The 16,977-nt window shown below is 71.4% G+C and carries 20 protein-coding genes; 15 read left to right on the top strand and 5 right to left on the bottom strand.

The genetic code is table 11. The features are described from left to right. Positions 1 to 11: 11 nt before the first annotated feature. From mltA to NVS89_RS08420, 3 genes are read left to right on the top strand one after another with little or no spacing between them, the layout of a single operon-like run. On the top strand, positions 12 to 1,361 hold the full coding sequence (gene mltA, locus NVS89_RS08430; protein WP_258732166.1) for a murein transglycosylase A: 1,350 nt from the start codon (positions 12 to 14) through the stop codon (positions 1,359 to 1,361). After that, positions 1,358 to 1,969 carry a Smr/MutS family protein gene (locus NVS89_RS08425; RefSeq protein WP_258732165.1) on the top strand — a complete coding sequence of 204 codons (612 nt, stop codon included), beginning with the start codon at positions 1,358 to 1,360 and terminating at the stop codon, positions 1,967 to 1,969. Before mltA ends, NVS89_RS08425 begins: the two co-directional genes overlap by 4 nt. Then, positions 1,966 to 2,331: a helix-turn-helix domain-containing protein gene (locus NVS89_RS08420; protein ID WP_258732164.1), complete on the top strand. Its 366-nt coding sequence runs from the start codon at positions 1,966 to 1,968 to the stop codon at positions 2,329 to 2,331. The genes NVS89_RS08425 and NVS89_RS08420 overlap by 4 nt, the downstream gene beginning before the upstream one ends. Positions 2,332 to 2,388: 57 nt before the next feature. On the opposite strand, the gene hslU is transcribed toward NVS89_RS08420, so the two are convergent. The 3 genes from hslU to NVS89_RS08405 are packed head-to-tail and all read right to left on the bottom strand — an operon-like array spanning position 2,389 to position 5,570. Further along, positions 2,389 to 3,696: an ATP-dependent protease ATPase subunit HslU gene (gene hslU / locus NVS89_RS08415; protein ID WP_258732163.1), complete on the bottom strand. Its 1,308-nt coding sequence runs from the start codon at positions 3,694 to 3,696 to the stop codon at positions 2,389 to 2,391. Between the two features lie 49 nt (positions 3,697 to 3,745). Then, positions 3,746 to 4,291, bottom strand: coding sequence for an ATP-dependent protease subunit HslV (gene hslV, locus NVS89_RS08410; RefSeq protein ID WP_258732162.1), 546 nt, complete (start codon positions 4,289 to 4,291; stop codon positions 3,746 to 3,748). Between the two features lie 43 nt (positions 4,292 to 4,334). Then, the gene (locus NVS89_RS08405) at positions 4,335 to 5,570 is read right to left on the bottom strand and encodes an MFS transporter (protein WP_258732161.1); all 1,236 of its coding nucleotides are present in this window, start codon (positions 5,568 to 5,570) and stop codon (positions 4,335 to 4,337) included. A gap of 218 nt (positions 5,571 to 5,788) precedes the next feature. On the opposite strand from NVS89_RS08405, the gene hisB reads away from it, so the two are divergent. From hisB to NVS89_RS08360, 9 genes are all read left to right on the top strand, one after another. After that, the gene (gene hisB, locus NVS89_RS08400) at positions 5,789 to 6,382 is read left to right on the top strand and encodes an imidazoleglycerol-phosphate dehydratase HisB (RefSeq protein ID WP_258732160.1); all 594 of its coding nucleotides are present in this window, start codon (positions 5,789 to 5,791) and stop codon (positions 6,380 to 6,382) included. A gap of 10 nt (positions 6,383 to 6,392) precedes the next feature. After that, positions 6,393 to 6,869, top strand: coding sequence for a DUF2628 domain-containing protein (locus NVS89_RS08395; protein ID WP_258732159.1), 477 nt, complete (start codon positions 6,393 to 6,395; stop codon positions 6,867 to 6,869). Beyond that, the gene (hisH, locus tag NVS89_RS08390) at positions 6,869 to 7,528 is read left to right on the top strand and encodes an imidazole glycerol phosphate synthase subunit HisH (protein WP_374114550.1); all 660 of its coding nucleotides are present in this window, start codon (positions 6,869 to 6,871) and stop codon (positions 7,526 to 7,528) included. The genes NVS89_RS08395 and hisH overlap by 1 nt, the downstream gene beginning before the upstream one ends. After that, entirely contained in the window at positions 7,525 to 8,259 is a 735-nt protein-coding gene (hisA, locus tag NVS89_RS08385; protein ID WP_258732157.1) for a 1-(5-phosphoribosyl)-5-[(5-phosphoribosylamino)methylideneamino]imidazole-4-carboxamide isomerase, read from the top strand. Before hisH ends, hisA begins: the two co-directional genes overlap by 4 nt. Before the next feature lie 16 nt (positions 8,260 to 8,275). Continuing rightward, positions 8,276 to 9,082, top strand: a complete 807-nt coding sequence (hisF, locus tag NVS89_RS08380; RefSeq protein ID WP_258732156.1) for an imidazole glycerol phosphate synthase subunit HisF — start codon at positions 8,276 to 8,278, stop codon at positions 9,080 to 9,082. Beyond that, positions 9,079 to 9,414: a phosphoribosyl-ATP diphosphatase gene (locus NVS89_RS08375; protein ID WP_258732154.1), complete on the top strand. Its 336-nt coding sequence runs from the start codon at positions 9,079 to 9,081 to the stop codon at positions 9,412 to 9,414. The genes hisF and NVS89_RS08375 overlap by 4 nt, the downstream gene beginning before the upstream one ends. 240 nt (positions 9,415 to 9,654) lie before the next feature. Continuing rightward, positions 9,655 to 10,614 carry a type I pantothenate kinase gene (coaA, locus tag NVS89_RS08370; RefSeq protein WP_258732153.1) on the top strand — a complete coding sequence of 320 codons (960 nt, stop codon included), beginning with the start codon at positions 9,655 to 9,657 and terminating at the stop codon, positions 10,612 to 10,614. Between the two features lie 10 nt (positions 10,615 to 10,624). Next, the gene (locus NVS89_RS08365) at positions 10,625 to 11,299 is read left to right on the top strand and encodes an alpha-ketoglutarate-dependent dioxygenase AlkB family protein (RefSeq protein WP_258732152.1); all 675 of its coding nucleotides are present in this window, start codon (positions 10,625 to 10,627) and stop codon (positions 11,297 to 11,299) included. Between the two features lie 80 nt (positions 11,300 to 11,379). Beyond that, positions 11,380 to 12,342 carry a hypothetical protein gene (locus NVS89_RS08360; RefSeq protein ID WP_258732151.1) on the top strand — a complete coding sequence of 321 codons (963 nt, stop codon included), beginning with the start codon at positions 11,380 to 11,382 and terminating at the stop codon, positions 12,340 to 12,342. Positions 12,343 to 12,464: 122 nt separating this feature from the next. On the opposite strand, the gene grpE is transcribed toward NVS89_RS08360, so the two are convergent. After that, on the bottom strand, positions 12,465 to 13,085 hold the full coding sequence (gene grpE, locus NVS89_RS08355; protein WP_258732150.1) for a nucleotide exchange factor GrpE: 621 nt from the start codon (positions 13,083 to 13,085) through the stop codon (positions 12,465 to 12,467). Positions 13,086 to 13,179: 94 nt separating this feature from the next. Then, entirely contained in the window at positions 13,180 to 14,280 is a 1,101-nt protein-coding gene (hrcA, locus tag NVS89_RS08350) for a heat-inducible transcriptional repressor HrcA (RefSeq protein ID WP_258732149.1), read from the bottom strand. Positions 14,281 to 14,412: 132 nt separating this feature from the next. On the opposite strand from hrcA, the gene rph reads away from it, so the two are divergent. Genes rph through hemW form a run of 3 tightly spaced genes read left to right on the top strand, consistent with a single transcriptional unit; the run spans position 14,413 to position 16,975 of the window. Further along, complete coding sequence (gene rph / locus NVS89_RS08345) at positions 14,413 to 15,126, top strand: ribonuclease PH (RefSeq protein WP_258732148.1); 714 nt, start codon at positions 14,413 to 14,415, stop codon at positions 15,124 to 15,126. Between the two features lie 3 nt (positions 15,127 to 15,129). Next, positions 15,130 to 15,780 carry an RdgB/HAM1 family non-canonical purine NTP pyrophosphatase gene (gene rdgB, locus NVS89_RS08340; RefSeq protein ID WP_258732147.1) on the top strand — a complete coding sequence of 217 codons (651 nt, stop codon included), beginning with the start codon at positions 15,130 to 15,132 and terminating at the stop codon, positions 15,778 to 15,780. Continuing rightward, a complete protein-coding gene (gene hemW / locus NVS89_RS08335; RefSeq protein WP_258732146.1) occupies positions 15,773 to 16,975 on the top strand; it encodes a radical SAM family heme chaperone HemW in 1,203 nt (400 codons plus the stop codon). Before rdgB ends, hemW begins: the two co-directional genes overlap by 8 nt. The last annotated feature ends 2 nt before the right edge of the window (positions 16,976 to 16,977 follow it).

Below are 16,977 nucleotides of genomic sequence, written 5' to 3'. Positions count from 1 at the left end.
AAGATGATGGGGTGCGAACCGCTCTTCTCACCCTTGCCGCCCTGGCGCTGTCGGGCGCGCTGACCGGCTTCGTCCCGCCGCCCGTCCCCGGGCTCGCGGGAGCGTTGGGCACGGGGCTCGCCCATGCCTCCTCCGCCGGCAAGCACGCCTCCCGCACCCATCGCGATCGCCACCGGCCCGACTCCGTGCCGGTGCTGTTCCCGCAGGCGGCGCTGGAGCCGGTGCGCTTCGCCGATTTGCCCGGCTGGGCGTCGGACGACGTCGCCGCCGCGCTCGCAGCCTTCCGCCGGAGCTGCGCGATGAACGCGGCCAAGGGCGACCTCGTCACGCCGCCGCGTCCCTTCTTCACCGCGCTGGCGCCGATCTGCGCCCGGGCGCGGCACCTGCCCAGGCATGTGAGCGAGCACCGCGCGCGGGCCTTCCTCGAGCGCGAATTCCGCCCCTACGCCATCGCCTCGATCGGCCAGCCGGACGGCTTTCTCACCGGCTATTACGAGCCGGAGGTGGAAGGCTCGCGCACGCGCACGGCCGAATTCCACACCCCGCTCTACCGGCGCCCGCCCGACCTCGTCACCGAGCCGCCGCCCAGGGGCAGCCCGCCCTCCAACCGCGCCCCGGCCTACCGCCGCGTGGACGGCAAGCTGGTGCCCTATTTCGACCGCGCGGCGATCGACGACGGGGCGCTGAAGGACAAGGGGCTGGAGATCGCCTGGGTGCGCGACCCGGCGGACGCCTTCTTCGCCCAGATCCAGGGCTCGATCCGCATCCGCCTGCCCGATGGCGGCGTGCTGCGACTCAATTATGACGGCCATAACGGCCAGCCCTACACGCCGATCGGCCGCCTGCTGATCGAGCGCGGACTGGTGCCGCGCGAGAAGATGTCGATGGACGCCATCCGCGCCTATATCGGGGCGCATCCGGAGGAGGGGCAGGCGCTGATGCGCGAGAACCGCTCCTTCATCTTCTTCCGCGAGGCGCACGAACTGAAGGCCGACGACGGCGCCGTCGGCGCGCAGGGCCTGCCGCTGGTGGCCGGGCGCTCCATCGCCGTCGACAAGCGCATCCACGCCTATGGCACGCTGTTCTACATCGCCGCCGCGCTGCCGACCGGCACCGACGGCGCGCTGCAGCCTTTCGACCGGCTGATGGTGGCGCAGGACACCGGCTCGGCCATTGTCGGGCCGGCCCGGGCCGACATCTTCTTCGGCGCGGGGGCTGAGGCGGGCTCGATCTCCGGCCGCATCCAGCATCCCGGCCGCTTCGTCATCCTGCTGCCGCGCGCGCTCGACCCCGCCCGGCACCGCGTGCCTCTGCCGCCCAAGCCGCCGGTGAGGCCCGAAGCGGTCTCGGAAGTGCCATGAGCGGGGCGGGCGAGAGCGGAGGTCGGCCGCGCCGGCGGCGCGTGCTCGGCGCCGAGGAACGTGAATTGTGGGAGCTCGTCACCCGCTCGGTCCATCGGCTGCGCCCCGAGAAGCCGAAGCCGGCGCCCAAGGCCGAGACGCCGCCCGAGGCGGTGCCGGAAGCTCCCGAGGCGCTGTCCAACGGCAAGACCGCCCGTCCCGCCGCCCCTGCGCCCCGTCCGCGCGCGCCGGCACCCCCGCCGCTGACGCCGCTCGCCCCGCTGGAGCCGAAGCTGCGCCGCCGCCTGTCGCGCGGCGCCGAGGTCGATGCGCGCCTCGACCTGCACGGCATGACCCAGGCGGCCGCCCATGGCCGGCTGCTCGGCTTCCTGCGCGGCGCCCAGCATTCGGGTCATTCGCTGGTTCTGGTGATCACCGGCAAGGGCGACGGCGGCGGCCTGCTCGCCGGCGAGGGCGGGCGCGGCGTGCTGCGCCGCATGGTGCCGCAATGGCTCGCCTCGCCGGAGCTGCGCGCGGTGGTGGTCGGCTTCGAGACCGCCGGGCGCGGCCATGGCGGGGAAGGCGCGCTCTATGTGCGGGTGCGCCGGCTGAGGGAGGGGGGACGATGACGCCGTTCGGCCGCCGCATGCGCGAGCTGCGCGCCGAGCGCGGCGTGACGCTGACCCAGATGGCCGACGGCATCGGCGTCTCGCCGGCCTATCTCTCGGCGCTGGAGCACGGCAAGCGCGGCCAGCCGACCTTCATCATGCTCCAGCGCATCATGGCCTATTTCAACGTCATCTGGGACGAGGCCGAGGCGCTGCGCATGCTGGCCGACATCTCCGACCCGCGGGTGACGGTCGACACCGCCGGCCTTTCGCCCGAGGCGACCGAACTCGCCAACCTGCTGGCGCGCGAGATCGCCACCCTGCCGACCGAGGCGGTGGCCGAGCTGCTGGGCCGGCTGAAGATCCTCAGCCGCTGGGGGTGAGCGGGCGGCGTTTCACGTGAAACGCCCGCCAGGCGCATGCCCCACCCGGTTCGCGCCTCACAGGATGAAGCGGGAGAGGTCCGCATTGCCGGCGAGGTCGGCGACCCGCTCGCGCACATAGGCGCCGTCGATGACGATGGTCTCGCCGTTACGGTCCGGCGCGTTGAAGGACAGATCGTCCAGCACCCGCTCGATCACCGTCTGCAGCCGCCGCGCGCCGATGTTCTCGACCGAGCCGTTCACCTGCACCGCGGCGTCGGCGATCGCCTCCACCGCGTCCTCGGTGATGTCGAGCGTCACCCCTTCGGTACCCATCAGCGCCACCGACTGCTTGACGAGGCTGGCCTCGGTCTCGGTGAGGATGCGCTTGAAGTCCTCGCGCGTCAGCGCCTCCAGCTCGACCCGGATCGGCAGCCGCCCCTGCAGCTCGGGCAGCAGGTCGGAGGGCTTGGAGACGTGGAACGCGCCCGAGGCGATGAACAGGATGTGGTCGGTCTTCACCGGCCCGTGCTTGGTGGAGACGGTGGTGCCCTCGATCAGCGGCAGCAGATCGCGCTGCACGCCCTCGCGCGAGACGTCGGCGCCCGAGCGGCCCTCGCGGCCGGCGATCTTGTCGATCTCGTCGAGGAACACGATGCCGTTCTCCTCCACCGCCCGGATCGCCTCCTGGACGATCGCGTCCTGGTCGATCAGCTTGTCGGCTTCCTCCGACAGCAGCAGCGGATGGGCGTCGCGCACGGTGACGCGGCGCGGCTTGGAGCGGCCGCCGAACGCCTTGCCGAGCATGTCGCCGATCGAGATGGCGCCCATCTGCGCCCCCGGCATGCCGGGAATCTCGAACATCGGCATGCCCTGGCCGCCGGAGGTGATCTCGATCTCGATCTCCTTGTCGTCCATCAGCCCGTCGCGCAGCTTCTTGCGGAAGCTCTCGCGGGTGCCGGAGGAGGCGGTGGAGCCGACCAGCGCGTCGAGCACGCGCTCCTCGGCGGCGAGGTGCGCCTTGGCCTCCACGTCCTTGCGGCGCACGTCGCGCACGATGCCGATGCCGACCTCGACCAGGTCGCGGACGATCTGCTCGACGTCGCGCCCGACATAGCCGACCTCGGTGAACTTGGTCGCCTCGACCTTCAGGAAGGGCGCGCCAGCGAGCTTGGCGAGGCGGCGGGAGATCTCGGTCTTGCCCACCCCGGTCGGGCCGATCATCAGGATGTTCTTCGGCAGCACCTCCTCGCGCAGGCTCCCCTCGAGCTGCTGGCGGCGCCAGCGGTTGCGCAGGGCGATGGCGACGGCGCGCTTGGCGTTGTGCTGGCCGACGATGTAGCGGTCGAGCTCGGAGACGATTTCGCGGGGCGAGAAATTGGTCATTGAAAGGTCTTTCAGCAGCGGGTCGGGCCGGCGCGGGTCGGGCGCGGCCTCAGCCGATCGTCTCCACGACGACGTTGCCATTGGTGTAGATGCAGATATCCGCGGCGATGGCGAGGCTCTTGCGCACGATCTGCTCGGCGTCCTGCCCGCTGTCGGCGAGCGCGCGCGCGGCCGCCAGCGCGTAGCCGCCGCCCGAGCCGATGGCGGCGATGCCGTTCTCGGGCTCCAGCACGTCGCCGGTGCCGGTCAGGACCAGGGTGGTGGTGGCGTCGGCGACGATCATCATCGCCTCCAGCCGGCGCAGGTAGCGGTCGGTGCGCCAGTCCTTGGCGAGCTCGACCGCGGCGCGCTGGAGCTGGCCCGGATACTGCTCGAGCTTGGCCTCCAGCCGCTCGAACAGGGTGAAGGCGTCGGCGGTGGCGCCGGCGAAGCCGCCGATCACGTCGCCGCGCCCGAGCCGGCGCACCTTGCGCGCATTCGACTTCATCACCGTGTTGCCGAGCGTCACCTGCCCGTCGCCGCCGATGGCGACCCGCCCGCCGGTGCGCACGGAGACGATGGTGGTGCCGTAGATCGTGTCGGGGGAATGCGTCATGAAGAGCTCCGATCGGGAAGCCCTTACTTAAGCCCTCGCCGTCTCAGCGCAACTCGGGCGCGGGCACGGGCGCGCGGGCGAGCTTCAGCCCCGGCAGCAGGGCGGTGAGCACCAGCACGCCGCCGAGGGCCAGGAACAGGTCCGCCGGCAGCACGGCGAGCAGGCTCGTGAGCAGCCCGGCGAGGAACACGGAGAGCGCGACGCTGGCATTGGCGATGCCCAGCGCCCAGCCGCGCTCGGTCTCGTCGACCGCCGAGGAGATGGCGGCGAGCAGGGTGACATAGGCGAGGATGTTGCTCGCGGTCGACAGGAACGCCACCGTGACCTGTCCCCAGGCCGGCAGCGGCGCCGCGCTGACGATCAGGAACAGCCCGCACAGGGCGAGGCCGAGCAGTGCCGTCGCCCGGTCGCTGCCGAGCCGCGCGCGCGCCCATTTGAAGCCGATGGCCGAGGAGAAGGCGCAGCCGAGCCCCAGCACCATCGAGAACAGGCCGAGCCCCCCGGTCGAGAAGCCGTAGCTGCGCTGCATCTCGACCAGGATGAAGGTGTAGTAGATCAGGAAGCCCAACTGGAACAGCAGGAACGATGCCGCCGGCACCCGTATGGCCCGCCGCTGGCCGATCCGCGCCAGCAGCAGGAAGGGCTGGCGCCAGTCGAGCGCGAGCGTCCGGCGCGCCTCGTCATGGGCGAAGCGGGCGCCGCGCAGCAGCACCAGCGTCGCGACGCACAGCACCAGCGCAAGGGCGAGCGGCAGGCGGAAGTCGAGATGGCCGAGCAGGCCGCCCAGCGCCGGGCCGGCCACCATGCCGAGCGTGTTCGCCAGCACCACCTGCGCCACCGCCGCGCTGCGCCGCTCCTCCGGCACCGAATCGACCATCGCCGCCTGCGCGATCGGCGCGGTGCCGGCCATGAGGCCGGACAGCAGCCGGCCGAGGAAGAACAGCCACAGATGGCCGATCTCCAGCGAAGCCCACATCAGGGCGTAGCTCAGCGCCAGCCCGCCCATGCAGATCATCAGCGTGCGCCGGCGACCCAGCGCGTCCGACAAGTCGCCGAGCAGGGCGGCGCCGAAGAACATGCCGACCGGGAACAGCGAGAAGGCGAGCGAGAGCAGCGCGTCGCGCATCGCGGGCGAATAGCCGGCCGTGATCGCCCCGCCGTCGAACAGGGCGACGATCAGCGGGTACATCAGCCCGAAGGAGAAGATGTCGATGAAGACGGCCAGGAACAGCGGCGCCCGGGCGCGCAGCCGCGTGCTCTGCAGACCGGTGACGTCCATGGCGAAGGCCTTCGATGCTGCAGGGTCGGGGAGAGGGGCCGCGCGGGCAGGCCGGTAGTGCCGATGATGGCCGACTTCACCCCGGTACGCCAGCGCCGCCGCGCCGTTCGAACGCGCGTTTGCCGCCCGCCTGGCGGGCCGCTCGCCGCCCCGCGCCGCGCGTATGGCATCGCGGTGCCATTGCTGCTAAGACGCCCGCTCTTCCGGGAGCCCCTTTCATGCGCACGGCCAGCATCACCCGCGCCACCAAGGAAACGCAGATCCGCCTTGCCGTCGACCTCGACGGCACGGGCAAGGCGTCGATCGCGACCGGGATCGGCTTCTTCGACCACATGCTCGACCTTCTCGCGCGCCATTCGCGCATCGACATGGAGATCGAGGCCACGGGCGACCTGCATATCGACTTCCACCACACGGTGGAGGATGTCGGCATCGCGCTCGGCCAGGCGGTGAAGACCGCGCTCGGCGACATGCGCGGCATCACCCGCTATGCGAGCCTGCACCTGCCGATGGACGAGACCCTGACCCGGGTCGCGCTCGACATTTCCGGCCGCCCGTTCCTGGTGTTCCGCACCGAGTTCCCGGCGCCGAAGATCGGCGAGTTCGACACCGAGCTGGTGCGCGAGTTCTTTCAGGCGTTCGCCATCAATGCCGGGCTGACGCTGCATGTGGAGACGCTCTACGGCCTCAATGCGCACCACATCGCCGAGAGCTGCTTCAAGGGACTGGCGAGGGCGCTGCGGCTCGCGGTGGCGATCGACCCGGCGACGGCCGGCGAGATCCCGTCCACCAAGGGCAGCCTCGGCGGCTGAGGGCGAAGCCATGGCGATCTGGACCGTATTCGAGCCGGACGAGGCGGAGGCGACGACCGAGCGCTGGGCGCAGAAGGTCGCCTTCGTGCGCGAGGGCTTCTCGTGGAGCGCGCTCTTCTTCGCGCCGCTGGTGTTGCTGGCGCACCGGCTGTGGCTCGGCCTGCTGGCCTATCTCGCGATCCAGGGCGCGCTGCTGGGCACGGTCTACCTGCTCGACGTCGATTCCGACGCGCTGGTGCTGCTGGCGCTGACCCATCTCGCGGTGGCGCTCATGCTGCCGGACCTGCGGCGCGGCAAGCTGCTGCTGTGGGGCTACGAGGAGACCGGAGCGGTCGCCGCGCGCCGGCTGGAGGAGGCCGAGCAGCGCTATTTCGAGGCCCGCCTCAACGCCGTGCCGGCCCCGCGCGAGACCCCCGCGGCGGCCCCTCTGCCCGCGCGCCCGGCCGCGGCCGACGTGCTCGGCCTGTTCCCGGAGGCGGGACGATGATGCCGCCCGCTCCCGTCGCCCTGATCGACTACGGGTCGGGCAATCTGCATTCCGCCGGCAAGGCGCTGGAGCGCGCCGCGCGCGAGAGCGGCAGCGGCCGGGCGATCATCGTCACCGCCGACCCGGAGGTGGTGCGCGCCGCCGACCGCGTGGTGCTGCCCGGCGTGGGCGCCTATGCCGACTGCCGGCGCGGGCTCGACGCCGTGCCCGACATGGTGGAGGCGTTGACCGAGGTGGTGATGGGGCGCGGCCGGCCGTTCCTCGGCATCTGCGTCGGCCTCCAGCTCTTGGCGACGCGCGGGCTGGAGCACGGCGTGACGCCGGGGCTCGACTGGATCGCCGGCGAGGTGGTGAAGATCACCCCGGACGACCCGGGGCTGAAGATCCCCCATATGGGCTGGAACGGGCTCGACATGCGGCGCCCGCACCCCCTGCTCGCGGGCATCCCGACCGGCGCGGACGGGCTCGACGCCTATTTCGTGCATTCCTATCACCTCGCGCCGGCGCGGCCCGAGGACGTGGTCGCCACCACCGATTACGGGCAGGCGGTGACCGCCATGGTCGCGCGCGACAACGTCGCCGGCACGCAGTTCCATCCCGAGAAGAGCCAGCGCCTCGGCCTCGCCCTCCTCGCCAACTTCCTTGCGTGGACGCCGTGATCCTCTTCCCCGCCATCGATCTCAAGGACGGCAAGTGCGTACGCCTGAAGCAGGGCGACATGGCGCAGGCGACCGTCTTCAACCACGACCCCGCCCAGCAGGCGGCGCAGTTCGAGCATGACGGCTTCCGCTACCTGCACATCGTCGATCTCGACGGCGCCTTCGCCGGCAAGCCGGTCAACGCCCATGCGGTGGAGCGGATCCTCGAGGCGGTGACCATGCCGGTCCAGCTCGGCGGCGGCATCCGCGATATCGCGGGCGTCGAGGCATGGCTGGAGAAGGGCATCACCCGGGTGATCCTCGGCACCGCCGCGGTGCGCGACCCTGCCTTCGTGCGCGAGGCGGCGCGCCGCCATCCCGGCCGCGTCGCCGTCGGGCTCGACGCGCGCGAGGGCCGCGTGGCGGTGGAAGGCTGGGCCGAGACCTCGGACCTGACCGCGCTGGAGCTCGCCCGCAGCTTCGAGGATGCCGGCGTCGCCGCGATCATCTACACCGACATCTCCCGCGACGGGCTGCTCAAGGGCCTGAACCTCGACGCCACCATCGCCCTCGCCGAGGCGATCTCGATCCCGGTCGTCGCCTCGGGCGGCCTCGCATCGCTCGACGATGTGCGCGCGCTGCTCGACCCGCGCGCCGCCAGGCTCGAAGGCGCGATCACCGGCCGCGCGCTCTATGACGGGCGGCTCGACCCGCACGCGGCGCTGGCGCTGGTGGCGGGGCTCGCGGCATGAACCCGGCGGAGCGCCCATGCTGAAGGTCCGCGTCATCCCCTGCCTCGACGTCAAGGACGGCCGGGTCGTCAAGGGCGTGAAGTTCGTCGACCTGCGCGACGCCGGCGATCCGGTGGAGGCGGCCAAGGCCTATGACGCCGCGGGTGCCGACGAATTGTGCTTCCTCGACATCACCGCCAGCCACGAGGCGCGCGGCACGCTGATCGACGTGGTCAGCCGCACCGCCGAGCAGTGCTTCATGCCGCTGACCGTGGGCGGGGGCGTGCGCACGGTGGAGGACATCCGCGCGCTCTTGAACGCGGGCGCCGACAAGGTGTCGATCAACACCGCCGCGGTGAACCGGCGCGATTTCGTGCGCGAGGCGGCGGAGAAGTTCGGCGAGCAATGCATCGTCGTCGCCATCGACGCCAAGAAGGTCTCGGGCGAGGGCGAGCCGGACCGCTGGGAGATCTTCACCCATGGCGGGCGCAACCGCACCGGCATCGACGCGGTCGAGTATGCGCGCGAGGTGGCCGCGCTCGGCGCCGGCGAGATCCTGCTCACCTCGATGGACCGCGACGGCACCGGCGAGGGCTTCGACCTCGCGCTGACCCGCGCCATCGCCGACGCGGTGCCGGTGCCGGTGATCGCCTCGGGCGGCGTCGGCACGCTCGACCATCTGGTCGAGGGCATCAGCAAGGGCGGCGCCTCGGCGGTGCTCGCCGCCTCGATCTTCCATTTCGGCACCTTCACCATCGGCGAGGCGAAAGACCGCCTGGCCGCCGCCGGGCTTGCCGTGCGGACCGGCGGGGGCGACGATTTCGGGCAGGAGAGCGGGACATGAGCGAAGCGCCGGGCCGGGTGAGCCTCGAGGACCTCGCCGCCATCGTCGCCGCCCGCGCGGCCACGGGCGGGGAGAGCTCCTACACGCGCAGCCTGATCGCCAGGGGGGTCGCCAAATGCGCCCAGAAGCTCGGCGAGGAGGCGGTGGAGACGGCGCTGGCGGCGGTCGGCACCGATACCAAAGCCGTCATTTCGGAGAGCGCCGATCTTCTCTACCATCTCGCCGTGCTGCTGCAGGCGCGCGGCGTCAGCCTGGACGACGTCTATGCGGAACTGGGACGCCGGACGCACCAGTCCGGCCTTGAGGAGAAGGCCTCCCGGCCGAAGGCGTGAACGCGCGGCCGCCGGCCGCCCTCGCGCCCATTGCCTCGTCGCCTCCCGCTTCGTCGCCTTCCGTTTCGCGACCTTCCGTCCTGCCGCTGCGTCGGCCCGCGCCGTGCCATGCGCGGGCGTCGCGGCCGCCATCGCAGCTTGCTGTATCGCTTTGCCCCGCTCTGGGTTATGTGGTCGACCAGCGCCCGGCGCCGGCAATGACCGGGCGATGGTTCTGGAAACGTCCTCGGAATCCCGCCCATGGATCTGAAGCTCGACAAGGCCGGGCTGTCGCCCTACCGCAATTTCTCGCGCGCGGAATGGGCGGGACTGCGCGCCGACACGCCCCAGCCGCTGACGCCGGACGAGATCACCCGTCTGCAGGGCCTCAACGACCGGCTCTCGCTGTCGGAGATCGAGCAGATCTACCTGCCGCTCTCGCGCCTGCTGTCGATCTATGTCGGCGCGACGCAGAAGCTGTTCCGGGCGATGCAGAAGTTCCTCGGCCCCGAGGATACCGGCAAGATGCCCTATGTCATCGGCGTCGCCGGCTCGGTGGCGGTGGGCAAGTCCACAACCTCGCGCGTGCTGCAGGCGCTGCTCGGGCGCTGGCCGAACACGCCCAAGGTCGCGCTGGTCACCACCGACGGCTTCCTCCTGCCCAACGCGGTGCTGGAGCGCGAGGGGCTGATGGGGCGCAAGGGCTTTCCCGAGAGCTACGACCTGCCGGCGCTGCTGCACTTCCTGTCTGACATCAAGGCCGGCCGCCGGCCGGTGCGCGCGCCGATCTACAGCCATTTCAACTACGACGTCCTGCCGCACGAGACGGTCGAGGTCGACCAGCCGGACATCCTCATCGTCGAGGGGCTGAACGTGCTGCAGACCAGCCGCCCGCCCAAGGACGGCAAGGGCATTCCCTTCGTCTCCGACTTCTTCGACTTCAAGATCTACATCGACGCCGACGAGGCGATCCTCGAGCGCTGGTATGTCGAGCGCTTCATGCGCCTGCGCGAGACCGCCTTCCGCGACCCGGCCGCCTATTTCCACCGCTATTCCGGGCTTTCCGACAGCGAGGCCGACACCACCGCCCGCTCGATCTGGCGCTCGATCAACCTGCTCAACCTGCGCGAGAACATCCTGCCGACCCGCCAGCGCGCCGACCTCATCCTGCGCAAGGGCGGGGACCATGAGGTCGAGGCGGTCTCGCTGCGCAAGCTCTGAGGGGCAGGCGATGGCCACGGCCACGAAAACCGCTCCCGTGCCGGCCGCGCCGGTCGAGATCGCCCCCGGCTGCCTGTGGTGGTCCGGCTGGCTCGACCGCCCGGCGCAGGAGGCGCTGGCCGCCGAGCTGCGGCAGGTGCTCGCCCGCGCGCCGCTCTTCACCCCGTGCATGCCGCGCACCGGCAAGCCGTTCTCGGTGCGGATGTCGAATTGCGGGCCGCTCGGCTGGGTGTCGGACGAGACCGGCTACCGCTACCAGCCGACCCATCCCGAGACCGGCGAGCGCTGGCCACCCATGCCGGCGGTGCTGCTGGAAGCCTGGGAGAAGCTCTCCGGCGCCGACGTCGCGCCCGAGGCCTGCCTCATCAACTGGTACGCGCCCGGCGCCCGCATGGGGCTCCACCAGGACCGCGACGAGCGCGAATTCGGCGCGCCGGTGCTCTCGCTCTCGCTGGGCGACACCGCGCTGTTCCGCATCGGCGGCACCAGCCGGCGCGATCCGACCCGCTCGATCCGCCTCGCCTCGGGCGACGCGCTCGTTCTGGCCGGCCCGAGCCGCCTCGCCTTTCACGGCATCGACCGCATCGTGCCCGACAGCTCGACCCTGCTGAAGCAGCCCGGCCGCATCAATCTCACGTTACGTCGTGTAAATCCTGCAGGAAATGGCGGAATTCCGCCGTCTTGACGTCCCAATTGGGCTGGACCGCCCGACACGTACCGGACAGGTTCGGGGGCGGACCGCCGATCTCACTCGAAGGAAACGGAATGAGCCGCCTCGCCCGTGCCCGCCTCTGCCACGTCCTCGCCGCCTGGTTCCTGCTCGTCGCCGCGGCGCTTCCCGCCGCCGCGCAGGAGGCGGTGTTCCCCAATGACGGCACGGTCGGCCTCGTGCCGCCGTCCGGCATGTCGGAAATTCCCGGCGTTCCCGGCTTCGAGGACCGGGTGGCCCACGCCGCGATCCTCATCATGGAGGTGCCCGGCACCGCGCTGGAGGACGTCTCCAAGAGCTTCACCCCCGAGGCGCTCGAGACCAAGGGCGTGACGGTGGAGAACAAGCGCGACGTGACCCTTAAGAGCGGGGCCAAGGGCGTGCTGATGAGCGGCTACCAGACCATGGGCGCGGCCGCGCTGAAGAAGTGGATCATGCTGGTTGGCGACGGCAAGCAGGGCGCCATGGTCACGGTGCAGTTCCCCGAGGATTCGGCCGCCCGCTATTCCGACGACGCGGTCGAGGCGGCGCTGATGAGCGTCACCTTCCGCCCGCCGCCGACCCAGGAGGAGCTGCTCTCGCGCCTGCCCTTCACCATCAAGGACATGGAAGGCTACCGGGTGGTGCGCGTGTTCGGCACCAATGCCGCGCTGCTGACCAAGGGCGACGCCGCCAGCGGCGACCTCTCGCGCCAGCCCTTCTTCATCGTCTCCATCGCCCCGGGTGAGGTGCGCGAGGACGACCGCGAAAGCCTCGCCAAGCGCGCCATCTCCAGCGTGCCGGGGGTGAAGGAGCTGAAGATCGAGCGCGGCGGCACGCTGCGCATCGGCGGGCAGCCGGGCTACGAGCTGATCGCCAACGCGGTGGAGATGCGCACCGGCACGCCGGTCAAGGTGGCGCAGTGGGTGCGCTTCGGGCGCTCCGGCTATGTGCGCATGGTCGGCGTCGCGCCGGCGGAGGGCTTCGACACCAGCTTCAACGAGATGCGCGGCCTGCGCGACGGCATCGAGCTGCGCTGAGCGCGGGCGGCAGAGCGCGCACGAGAAAACCGCCGGGCGACGGTTGCCTCGTCGCCCGGCGGTTTAAGAATCCAGGATTCGCGGATCGATGAAAGGATCGCCGGGGAAGGCCGGCGGCCCGTTCAGCTCTCGGCGGCGGGCGCTTCGGCCGGGGCCGCCTTGGGCCCGCCCTTCGACACGCCGACCAGCGCCGGGCGCAGCACCCGGCCGCCGATCGTGTAGCCGGGCTGGATCACCTGCACCACGGTGCCGGAGGGCACGTCCTCGTTCGGCACCTCGAACATCGCCTGATGGAGGTTCGGGTCGAACTTCGACCCCTCCGCCTCGATGCGCGCCACGCCGTGCTTGGTGAGCGTCTGGTTCAGCGCGCGCGAGGTCAGCTCGATGCCGTCGATCAGCGTCTTCAGCGTGCCCTCGGCGGTGGCGCGGGCCTCGGCGTCGATGGCGCCCATGGCGCGCTCGAAATCGTCGGCCACGGTCAGCACGTCGCGGGCGAAGCCGGTGATGCCGTAGACCTTGGCGTCCGCCACCTCGCGCTCGGCGCGCCGGCGCACATTGTCCGCCTCGGCGAAGGCGCGCAGGAACTTGTCCTTCAGGCTCGCGACCTCGGCCTCGAGGCGTTCCTTCTCGGCCGCCCACGGGGCGGCGTCATCCGCCGGGGCCGTCGCCGCGCCGATCTCCTCGTCGGGAGCGCCGGGCGTTGCGTCGGTCTGGTCCGCCGGATTGCGGGAATTATCGCTCATAAGTACCTCGTCGGGAGAAATTTCGCGTCCGCCGACCCTGTCAGGCGGCCATTTCGTGCAGACCTGCGCCATATCGGGGTGCGGGCATGAAAAATCAAGCCGCGTCGGCCCCGGGGCCGGCCAAGACGCGGCTTACCACCCGGGCGGTGAAGTCGACCATCGGCACGATGCGGGCATAGTTCAGCCGCGTCGGCCCGATCACGCCGAGCACGCCCACCACCCGGCCCTGCCCGTCGCGATAGGGGGCGACGATGGTGGAGGAGCCCGACAGCGAGAACAGCTTGTTCTCCGAGCCGATGAAGATGCGCAGCGCCTGCGCCTCCTCGGCGCGGCCGAGCAGGTCGACCACCTCCTGCTTGCCCTCGAGGTCGTCGAACAGCAGGCGCACCCGCTCCAGGTCCTCGATCGCCTTGAGGTCGTGCAGCAGCCGGGTCTGGCCGCGCACGATCAGCCGGCGCTCGGCCTTGTCGCCGCCGGACCAGCTCGCGAGCCCGGTCTCGACCACATGGGCGGTGAGCGCGTCGAGCTCGGCCCGGCGCTCGGCGAGCGCGCGCTCCACCTCGGCGCGCAATTCCGCCAGCGTGCGCCCATGGGTGCGGGCGTTGAGGAAGTTGGTGGCCTCGACCAGCGCCGAGGCGGGGAGGCCGGTCGGCAGCGGCACCAGCCGGTTTTCCACCTCGCCGTCCTCGGAGACGAGGATCAGCAGCGCCCGCGTGGCGTCGAGCGGCACGAACTCGATGTGCTTGAGCCGCCCGTCGACCCGGCTCGCGGTCACGATGCCCGCCCCGCGCGACAGGCCGGACAGCATGTTGGAGGCTTCCGCCAGCACGCCTTCCACCGACTGCGCCAGCGCGGCGGCGCGCACCTGCGCCTCGATCGCGTTGCGCTCCTCCTCCGAGACGTCGCCGATCTCCAGCAGTGCGTCGACGAAGAAGCGCAGCCCGCGCTCGGTCGGCAGCCTGCCGGCGCTGGTGTGCGGGGCGAAGATCAGCCCGGCCGCCTCGAGATCGGCCATGACGTTGCGCACCGAGGCCGGCGAGAGCGTCATCGGGATGAGGCGTGAAATGTTGCGCGACCCCGCCGGTTCGCCGGTCGCGAGATAGGTCTCGACGATCTGGCGGAAGATCTCGCGCGAGCGCTCGTCGAGCCGCGCGAGTTGCGGGGTGGTGGCGGTGAGAAGCGGATCGAGTGGCATTGCGCTGCTGAATCCTGACGTGACACCGCTATATTTCGGTATTCATCATGCCGGTTCAAGCGATCTGCGGACTTGAGCGCGGATGGCGCGCCCCGTACAAGGGCCGGCCGAAACCTGAAGAGAGTGCCCCGCATGCGCCCCTCCCGCCGCGCCACCGACGAGATGCGAGCCGTCAGCTTCGAACGCGGGGTGCTGCGCCACGCCGAGGGAAGCTGCCTGGTCAAGTTCGGCGAGACCCACGTCCTGGTCGCCGCCACGCTGGAAGAGCGCCTGCCGCCCTGGCTCAAGGGGCAGGGGCGCGGCTGGGTGACGGCCGAGTACGGCATGCTGCCGCGCGCCACCCATGAGCGCACGCGCCGCGAGGTCACCGCCGGCAAGCCGACCGGCCGCACCATGGAGATCCAGCGCCTGATCGGGCGCTCGCTGCGCGCGGTGGTGGACCTCGAGCGGCTCGGCGAACGGCAGATCACCGTCGACTGCGACGTGATCCAGGCCGATGGCGGCACCCGCACCGCCTCCATCACCGGCGCCTGGATCGCGCTGCACGACTGCCTGTCCTGGATGAAGGCGCGCAGCATGATCCCGGCGATCCCGCTGCGCGACCACATCGCCGCCGTCTCCTGCGGCATCATCGACGGCGAGCCGCGCCTCGACCTCGACTATGCCGAGGATTCGGAGGCCGAGACCGACTGCAACTTCGTCATGACCGGCACCGGCGGCTTCGTCGAGATCCAGGGCACGGCGGAGAAGACGCCCTTCACCGGGGCCGAGTTCGACGCCATGGTCGCGCTCGCCCGCAAGGGCGTGGACAAGCTGGTCGACCTGCAGAAGATGGCGGTGGCCTGAATCATGAGCGAAGCGCCCCGCCGCCTCCAGGGCCGGCTCGTCATCGCAACTCACAATCCCGGCAAGCTCGAGGAGATGCGCGGCCTGCTCGCGCCCTATGGCGTGGACGCGGTCTCGGCCGGCGATCTCGGCCTTCCCGAGCCCGAGGAGACCGGCGGCACCTTCGCCGAGAACGCCCGGCTCAAGGCCGACGCGGCGGCGAAGGCGACCGGGCTTCCCGCCTTCGCCGACGATTCGGGGCTGTGCGTCGAGGCGCTGGGCGGCGCGCCGGGGCTCTACACGGCACGCTGGGCCGGGCCGGAGAAGGACTTCATGGCCGCCATGGCCAAGGTCGAGGAGGGCCTGCGCGAGGCCAATGCCGACCTGCCGGACCTGCGCCGGGCCTATTTCATCTCCGCGCTGTGCCTCTCCTGGCCGGACGGGCATGTGGAGGAGTTCGAGGGCGTGGTCGAGGGCACGCTGGTCTGGCCGCCGCGCGGGCCTTCCGGCTTCGGCTACGACCCGATGTTCCAGCCGGACGGTTACGAGAAGACCTTCGGCGAGATGACGGGAGCCGAGAAGCACGGCCTGCCGCCGCTCGGGCGCGGCCTGTCGCACCGGGCGCGCGCCTTCATGGCGCTGGCGCAGGCCTGCCTCGGGGCGAAATTTGACTGAGGACCTGCTCCGGCAGCCCGCGCGGCAGGTGCTGCGGCGCGCCGTGCCGGCCGATCCCGGCTTCGGGGTCTATGTGCACTGGCCGTTCTGCAAGGCCAAGTGCCCCTATTGCGACTTCAATTCCCACGTCCGCCATTCCCCGCCCGACCAGGCCCGCTTCGTCGCCGCCTTCCGCGCCGAGATCACGCATATGCGCGCGCTCACCGGCCAGCGGCGTACCCAGAGCGTGTTTTTCGGCGGCGGCACGCCCTCGCTGATGGAGCCGGCGACGGTCGGCGCGATCCTCGAGGCGATCGAGGCGGCCTGGCCGCTCGACCGCGACGCCGAGGTGACGCTGGAGGCCAACCCCACCAGCGTCGAGGCCGCCCGCTTCCGCGGCTACCGCGCCGCCGGCGTCAACCGGGTCTCGCTCGGCGTTCAGGCGCTGGACGACGCCGCGCTCCGGGCGCTCGGGCGCATGCACAGCGCCGAGGAGGCGCTGGCCGCCGTGGCGGTGGCGCGCGCCGCCTTCGAGCGTGTGTCGTTCGACCTCATCTATGCCCGCCCCGAGCAGTCGCCGGACGCGTGGGGCGCGGAGCTCGCCCGCGCGATCGCCGAGGGCTGCGAGCATCTCTCGCTTTACCAGCTCACCATCGAGGAGGGCACGCCCTTCGCCGCGCTGCACCGCGCCGGCCGCCTCGTGACGCCGGACGGCGAACGGGCGCGCGCGCTGTGGGACGTGACGCAGGAGGTGACGGCGGCGGCCGGCCTGCCGGCCTACGAGATCTCCAACCACGCCCGCCCCGGTGCGGAAAGCCGGCACAACCTGCTCTACTGGCGCTACGGCGAATATGCCGGTATCGGCCCCGGCGCGCATGGCCGCATCGACACCGACGACGGCCGCCGCGCCACCAGCACCGAGCGCGGGCCGGAGGAGTGGCTGACCCGGGTCGAGCGCTTCGGCCACGGCATCGTGCTCGACGAGGGGCTGAGCCGGGTCGAGCAGTCCGACGAATATCTGCTGATGGGCCTGCGCCTCGTCGAGGGCATCGACCGCACCCGCTATGCGCGCCTCTCCGGTCACGACTTCGATCCCGGCCGCGTGGCGGCTCTGCGCGAGGAGGGGATGATCGAGGCGCTGCCCGGCGACCGCCTGCGCGCCACCGCCCGCGGCTTCCCGGTGCTCGACGCGATCGTGGCGGATCTCGCCGCCTGAGC

This window comes from Ancylobacter mangrovi (assembly GCF_024752355.1).
Classification (GTDB): domain Bacteria; phylum Pseudomonadota; class Alphaproteobacteria; order Rhizobiales; family Xanthobacteraceae; genus Ancylobacter; species Ancylobacter mangrovi.
The sequence above is the reverse complement of the archived record's forward strand: the minus strand, read 5'-3'. Positions and strand labels throughout refer to the sequence as shown.

What these genes read in the sequence shown, in the direction of transcription:
- coaA (WP_258732153.1), top strand. Translation starts at nt 9,655, where the DNA reads ATGGATCTGAAGCTCGACAAGGCCGGGCTGTCGCCCTACCGCAATTTC.
- NVS89_RS08360 (WP_258732151.1), top strand. Translation starts at nt 11,380, where the DNA reads ATGAGCCGCCTCGCCCGTGCCCGCCTCTGCCACGTCCTCGCCGCCTGG.
- rph (WP_258732148.1), top strand. Translation starts at nt 14,413, where the DNA reads ATGCGCCCCTCCCGCCGCGCCACCGACGAGATGCGAGCCGTCAGCTTC.
- rdgB (WP_258732147.1), top strand. Translation starts at nt 15,130, where the DNA reads ATGAGCGAAGCGCCCCGCCGCCTCCAGGGCCGGCTCGTCATCGCAACT.
- NVS89_RS08420 (WP_258732164.1), top strand. Translation starts at nt 1,966, where the DNA reads ATGACGCCGTTCGGCCGCCGCATGCGCGAGCTGCGCGCCGAGCGCGGC.
- hslU (WP_258732163.1), bottom strand. Translation starts at nt 3,696, where the DNA reads ATGACCAATTTCTCGCCCCGCGAAATCGTCTCCGAGCTCGACCGCTAC.
- NVS89_RS08395 (WP_258732159.1), top strand. Translation starts at nt 6,393, where the DNA reads ATGGCGATCTGGACCGTATTCGAGCCGGACGAGGCGGAGGCGACGACC.
- hslV (WP_258732162.1), bottom strand. Translation starts at nt 4,291, where the DNA reads ATGACGCATTCCCCCGACACGATCTACGGCACCACCATCGTCTCCGTG.
- hisB (WP_258732160.1), top strand. Translation starts at nt 5,789, where the DNA reads ATGCGCACGGCCAGCATCACCCGCGCCACCAAGGAAACGCAGATCCGC.
- NVS89_RS08405 (WP_258732161.1), bottom strand. Translation starts at nt 5,570, where the DNA reads ATGGACGTCACCGGTCTGCAGAGCACGCGGCTGCGCGCCCGGGCGCCG.
- hrcA (WP_258732149.1), bottom strand. Translation starts at nt 14,280, where the DNA reads ATGCCACTCGATCCGCTTCTCACCGCCACCACCCCGCAACTCGCGCGG.
- hisF (WP_258732156.1), top strand. Translation starts at nt 8,276, where the DNA reads ATGCTGAAGGTCCGCGTCATCCCCTGCCTCGACGTCAAGGACGGCCGG.
- grpE (WP_258732150.1), bottom strand. Translation starts at nt 13,085, where the DNA reads ATGAGCGATAATTCCCGCAATCCGGCGGACCAGACCGACGCAACGCCC.
- NVS89_RS08425 (WP_258732165.1), top strand. Translation starts at nt 1,358, where the DNA reads ATGAGCGGGGCGGGCGAGAGCGGAGGTCGGCCGCGCCGGCGGCGCGTG.
- hisH (WP_374114550.1), top strand. Translation starts at nt 6,869, where the DNA reads ATGCCGCCCGCTCCCGTCGCCCTGATCGACTACGGGTCGGGCAATCTG.
- NVS89_RS08365 (WP_258732152.1), top strand. Translation starts at nt 10,625, where the DNA reads ATGGCCACGGCCACGAAAACCGCTCCCGTGCCGGCCGCGCCGGTCGAG.
- NVS89_RS08375 (WP_258732154.1), top strand. Translation starts at nt 9,079, where the DNA reads ATGAGCGAAGCGCCGGGCCGGGTGAGCCTCGAGGACCTCGCCGCCATC.